General features: G+C 73.2%; 7 protein-coding genes. 4 read left to right on the top strand and 3 right to left on the bottom strand.

The window, feature by feature from the left end:
• A partial coding sequence (locus G3I65_RS32360; RefSeq protein WP_309235839.1) for a substrate-binding domain-containing protein occupies positions 1 to 412 on the bottom strand: 412 nt, incomplete at its 3' end.
• 42 nt (positions 413 to 454) lie between these two features.
• Between G3I65_RS32360 and G3I65_RS32355 the strand changes: the two genes are divergently transcribed.
• The 4 genes from G3I65_RS32355 to G3I65_RS32340 all read left to right on the top strand — a co-directional run bounded on the left by G3I65_RS32355 (position 455) and on the right by G3I65_RS32340 (position 3,401).
• A complete protein-coding gene (locus G3I65_RS32355) occupies positions 455 to 826 on the top strand; it encodes a DUF5997 family protein (protein WP_160699467.1) in 372 nt (123 codons plus the stop codon).
• Entirely contained in the window at positions 823 to 2,028 is a 1,206-nt protein-coding gene (locus tag G3I65_RS32350; protein WP_160699468.1) for an aminotransferase class V-fold PLP-dependent enzyme, read from the top strand. Before G3I65_RS32355 ends, G3I65_RS32350 begins: the two co-directional genes overlap by 4 nt.
• Before the next feature lie 97 nt (positions 2,029 to 2,125).
• Positions 2,126 to 2,563 (top strand): MarR family winged helix-turn-helix transcriptional regulator, encoded by a 438-nt coding sequence (locus tag G3I65_RS32345; protein WP_160699466.1) that lies wholly within the window; start codon positions 2,126 to 2,128, stop codon positions 2,561 to 2,563.
• 1 nt (position 2,564) lies between these two features.
• Positions 2,565 to 3,401, top strand: coding sequence for a haloalkane dehalogenase (locus G3I65_RS32340; RefSeq protein ID WP_160699465.1), 837 nt, complete (start codon positions 2,565 to 2,567; stop codon positions 3,399 to 3,401).
• Positions 3,402 to 3,405: 4 nt separating this feature from the next.
• Here the strand turns inward: G3I65_RS32340 and G3I65_RS32335 are convergent, their stop codons facing one another.
• Both G3I65_RS32335 and G3I65_RS32330 read right to left on the bottom strand, forming a co-directional pair.
• Complete coding sequence (locus tag G3I65_RS32335; RefSeq protein ID WP_160699464.1) at positions 3,406 to 4,032, bottom strand: TetR/AcrR family transcriptional regulator; 627 nt, start codon at positions 4,030 to 4,032, stop codon at positions 3,406 to 3,408.
• Position 4,033: 1 nt separating this feature from the next.
• Positions 4,034 to 4,482: oxidoreductase C-terminal domain-containing protein (locus G3I65_RS32330; protein WP_275940180.1), on the bottom strand; the 449-nt coding region annotated here is incomplete at its 5' end.

The following is a 4,482-nucleotide window of genomic DNA, read 5'->3' as shown; positions in this document are numbered from 1 at the left end:
GCACCCCGACGCCGGCCGCGACGAGCTCGATCGCGTCCGCCGTCGTCTCCGGGCGCGAAACCGCCGGGCGGCCGGGCCACGACGGCCACTCCAGGGTGTCGTCCAGCGGGTGCAGCACGACCTCGTCCGCCAAGTCCACCGTGGACACTTCGTCCGCCGCCGCGATCAGGTGGTCCTTGGCCACCACGACCACGGTCGTCTCGGTGTAGAGCGGGATCGCGTGCAGGCCGTCGCGGTCGATCGGCGAGCGCAGCAGCGCCGCGTCCGCTTCCCGCGCGCGCAGCAGGCCCGCCGCGTCCGCCGCGGCCACCGGCACCAGGGTCAACGGCACCTCCGGCACCCGCTCGCCCCAGGTCCGCACCCACTTGGCGGGGGTCGCTCCGGGAACGTAGGCGAGGCGGAACGAGGTCACCGGGTCAGGTTACCGGGCACCCCGCTGGCTACCCTGGACGGCATGACGTCGCACAAGACCGCCCAGACCATGAAGCCCGCGACGGCGGCGAAGAAATTGGGCGTGTACCTCGAAGCCACCCCCACGGAGTTCCAGGAGGGTGTCGTCTCCCGCGACGAACTGAACGCGCTGCAGGCCGACCCGCCCGAGTGGCTGCAGGAGCTGCGCCGGAACGGGCCGCACCCGCGGCCGGTCGTCGCGGCGAAGCTGGGCGTCTCCATCGGCGGCCTCACGCGCGGTGGCATCACCGAAGCGCTCACCACCGAGCAGATCGACGCGCTGAAGGCGGAAAGCCCCGACTGGCTGGTGCGCGAGCGCGCCACCCAGGCCGAGGTGCGCAAGGAAACCGTGCGCTTGAAGGAGAAGAACCGCTGACCACGCTGGCGGAGGCCGAGCGCCTCGACGCGGAAGACGAGCTGGCGCCCTTCCGCGAGCGGTTCGTCCCGATCACCGATCCCGGTGTCGTCGCCTACCTCGACGGCAATTCGCTCGGCCGCCCCCTGCGCGCCACGGCGGAACGCCTGCAGCAGCTCGTCGCCGAAGAATGGGGCGGCCGGCTCATCCGGTCGTGGGAAGAACGCTGGCTCGCGCTGCCCGAAGCGATCGGGGACGAGCTGGGCCGCGTCGCGCTCGGCGCCGCGCCGGGCCAGACGATCGTCGCCGACTCGACGTCCGTGTGCCTCTACAAGGTGCTGCGCGCGGCCGTCGCGCTGCGGCCGGGCCGCGACGAGATCGTCACGGACACCGCGAACTTCCCCACCGACCGGTTCCTCGTCGAAAGCGTCGCCGCCGAACTCGGGCTGAAGGTCCGCTGGATCGAGGCCGCCGACGTCCGCCCCGAAGACGTCGCGGCGGTGACCGGGCCGCGCACCGCGGCGGTCGTGCTGTCCCATGTGGACTACCGCTCGGCCGCGATCGCCGACCTGGCCGCCATCACGCGGCTGGTGCGCGAGCGCGGCGGCCTCACCGTCTGGGACCTCTGCCACAGCGTCGGCTCGATCCCGGTCGCGCTCGACGCCGACGGCGCCGACTTCGCCGTCGGCTGCACGTACAAGTTCCTCAACGCCGGCCCCGGCGCGCCCGCGTTCCTCTACGTCAACGCGCGCCACCACGCGGAGTTCGGCCAGCCGATCACCGGCTGGATGGGCGCGGCCGACACGTTCGGCATGGCGGCCGAGTACGTCCCCGCGCCGGGCATCCGCCGGGCGCTGTCCGGCACGCCGCCGGTGCTCGGCATGGTGGGCGTCCAGGAAGGCGTCGCGCTGCTGGCCGAAGCGGGGATCGACCGCGTGCGCGCCAAGGCCGTGGCGCTGGGCCGGTGGGTGCTCGCCCTCGCCGACGAGTGGCTGGCCCCGCTCGGGTTCGAGGTCGCCTCACCGCGCGACGACGACCGCCGCGGCGGCCACGTGACCCTCCGCCACCCCGACGCCGAGCGGCTTTCGCGGGTGCTGATCGACAACGGCGTGCTGATCGACTTCCGCCGTCCGGACGGTATTCGGGTGGGGCTGAGCCCGCTCACCACCAGCTTCACCGAGGTGCGGGCGGCGCTGGCCCGGATCCGGGAGCTGGCCGGATGACGTGAATGACTCATTCATGTCGCCGGATGACATGAATGAGTCATTCACTACGCCCGGATAGTAGCTATGGCTACAGTAGCCATGTACAGTATCCGGCATGAGCACTCCCGGGCACCTGGTCTGGCGCCTCTCCATGAAGTGGCGCGTCGCCGTGGACCGCGCGCTGGCCCCCGCTGGCCTGACCCACGCCCAGTACGTCTTCCTCGCCTCGCTCCTCGACCTCCAGCGCGACCACCCGCCGAGCCAGCGGGAACTCGCCGACCACACCGGCCTCGAGGCCCTCTACGTCTCCAAGCTCGCCCGCGCCCTCGACGCCGACGGCCTGATCGCACGCACCCGCGACCCCGCCGACACCCGGACCATCCGGCTGACCCTCACCGATCGCGGGCGCGAGGTCGTCGAGCCCGCGATCGACACCGTCGGCGCGCTGCTCGACCGGCTGCTCGCGCCGCTGGGCGGCCGTCGCGGTGATCGCACCGCGGCGCTGTCCCGGGAGCTCACCCTGCTGCTCGACACCCCGCTCGAAGGAGCCTGAAATGCCCGTCCTCCACCACGAAGAAACCGGCAGCGGCACCCCGATCGTGTTCCTGCACGGCAACCCCGGCTCGTCGCACGGCTGGCGCCACGTCCTCCCCCACGTCGGCGGCGGGCGGCTGCCCGCGCCCGACCTCATCGGCATGGGCCGCTCGCCCAAGCCCGACATCGGCTACACCTTCGCCGACCACGCCCGCCACCTCGACAGCTGGTTCGACGAACTCGGCCTCGACGACGTCGTGCTCGTCGGGCACGACTGGGGTGGCGCGCTCGCCTTCGACCACGCCGCCCGCCACCCCGGCCGGGTCCGCGGGCTCGCGTTCTTCGAGACCATCGTGAAGCCGATGGCGTGGGACGACCTGTCCCCGCAGGCGGCCGAGCGCTCCCGCAAGATCCGCACGCCCGGCGTCGGCGAAGAAATGGTGCTGACGCGGGACCTGTTCATCCGCCAGGCGTTCACCGGCGGCGTCCGCACGCCGGTGTCCGACGACGACCTGGCCGCCTACCTCGCCCCGTTCCCGACCCCGGAGAGCCGCCGCCCGGTGCTCGCCTGGGCCCGTCAGCTGCCGCTCGGCGGGGAGCCCGCCGAGCTGGTCGAGCGCGTCGAGGCCTACGACCGGTGGCTGGCCGGCAGTACGAGCGTCCCCAAGCTGCTCCTCACCTTCGAAGGCTCCCCCACCCTGCTCATCGGCGAGGAAATGGCGAAGTGGTGCACCGAGAACATCGCCGCGCTGGACGTCGTCGCCTGCGGGGAAGCCGGGCACCACGCCCAGGAGGACCGGCCCAAGGAGATCGCCACCGAACTCTCGGCGTGGCTGGACCGGCACGGGCTCCGCTGACGCGTCAGCTGTGCCGCAGCGGCGGCACGGCCGCCAGGCCGAGGATGCGGGTCGCCACCCACGCCAGCGAATCCGCCGTGCGCGCCGGGGTGTCCGACGGCTGCATGACGTGGCTGAGGACCGCGCGCACCACCAGGTCGATCACGACGTCGACCTGGTCGTCGGCGAGCGGCAGCCGGTAGGGCCGCACGCGCTCGGCGAGCACGACCTTCGCGCGGGCGAGCAGCGCGCCCGCGTCGGTGGTCAGCAGCGGCAGGAGCTCGGGGGCCGCGCCGTGCGACGCCGAGACGATCGCGCGCAGCAGGACGTTGTCCTCGGCGAGTTCGAGCACCGAGCGGACGGCCTCGTAGAACGCCTCGATGAGGTCGTCCGGGTGGTGTTCGAAGGCGGCGTCGACGACCGTGAGGAACCGGTCGAGCTCGTGCGCGACCATCGCCTCGGCCAGCGCGGCCTTGGAGCCGATCTCGTTGTAGACGGTCTGCCTGCTGACGCCGACCAGCTCCGCCAGCCGGGCCATGGTGACCGACGGCCAGCCGGACCGCGCGGTCAGCTCGATCGCCGCGGCGATGATCGGCCGCCGGTGCTGACCACCTTCGGGCGGCGCCGGAGGTGCCCCGCTCATGGCCGTCATCCTAGGCGGTCCCCGCGAAGGCCAGCGCATCCGCCCAGTGCGCCCGGCCGGCGATCCGCCTGCGGTGCTTCATGATCTCGCGCGGGCGGTCGACGGTGAGCGCGCCGACGAGCCGGTCGCCGCGGCGGTAGAGCGTGGTGTCCCCGGCGGTCACGACCTCGTCGGCCTCGGGCGTGCCGACGAACTGGATCCGGTGGCCGTACCAGTCGGACCAGAAGTACGGCACGGCTTCCAGCGGCCGCGCGGACGCCGGGTCGAGCGCGTGGCGAGCGGCGGCCGCACCCTGCTCGGCCGCGTTCGTCCAGTGCTCGAGCCGCAGGAGGCCGCCGAACAGCGGGCTCGCCACGTGCGCGACGTCGCCCGCCGCGTAGACGCCCGGGGCCCCGGCGGACAGGGTCGCGTCGCAGACCACGCCGCGGTCCCGTTCGTGCAGGACCAGCCCGCTGCCTT

The sequence above is a fragment of the Amycolatopsis sp. SID8362 genome (assembly GCF_010550475.1).
GTDB classification, from domain to species: domain Bacteria; phylum Actinomycetota; class Actinomycetes; order Mycobacteriales; family Pseudonocardiaceae; genus Amycolatopsis; species Amycolatopsis eburnea.
This window is presented reverse-complemented; position numbering and strand designations above follow the sequence as displayed.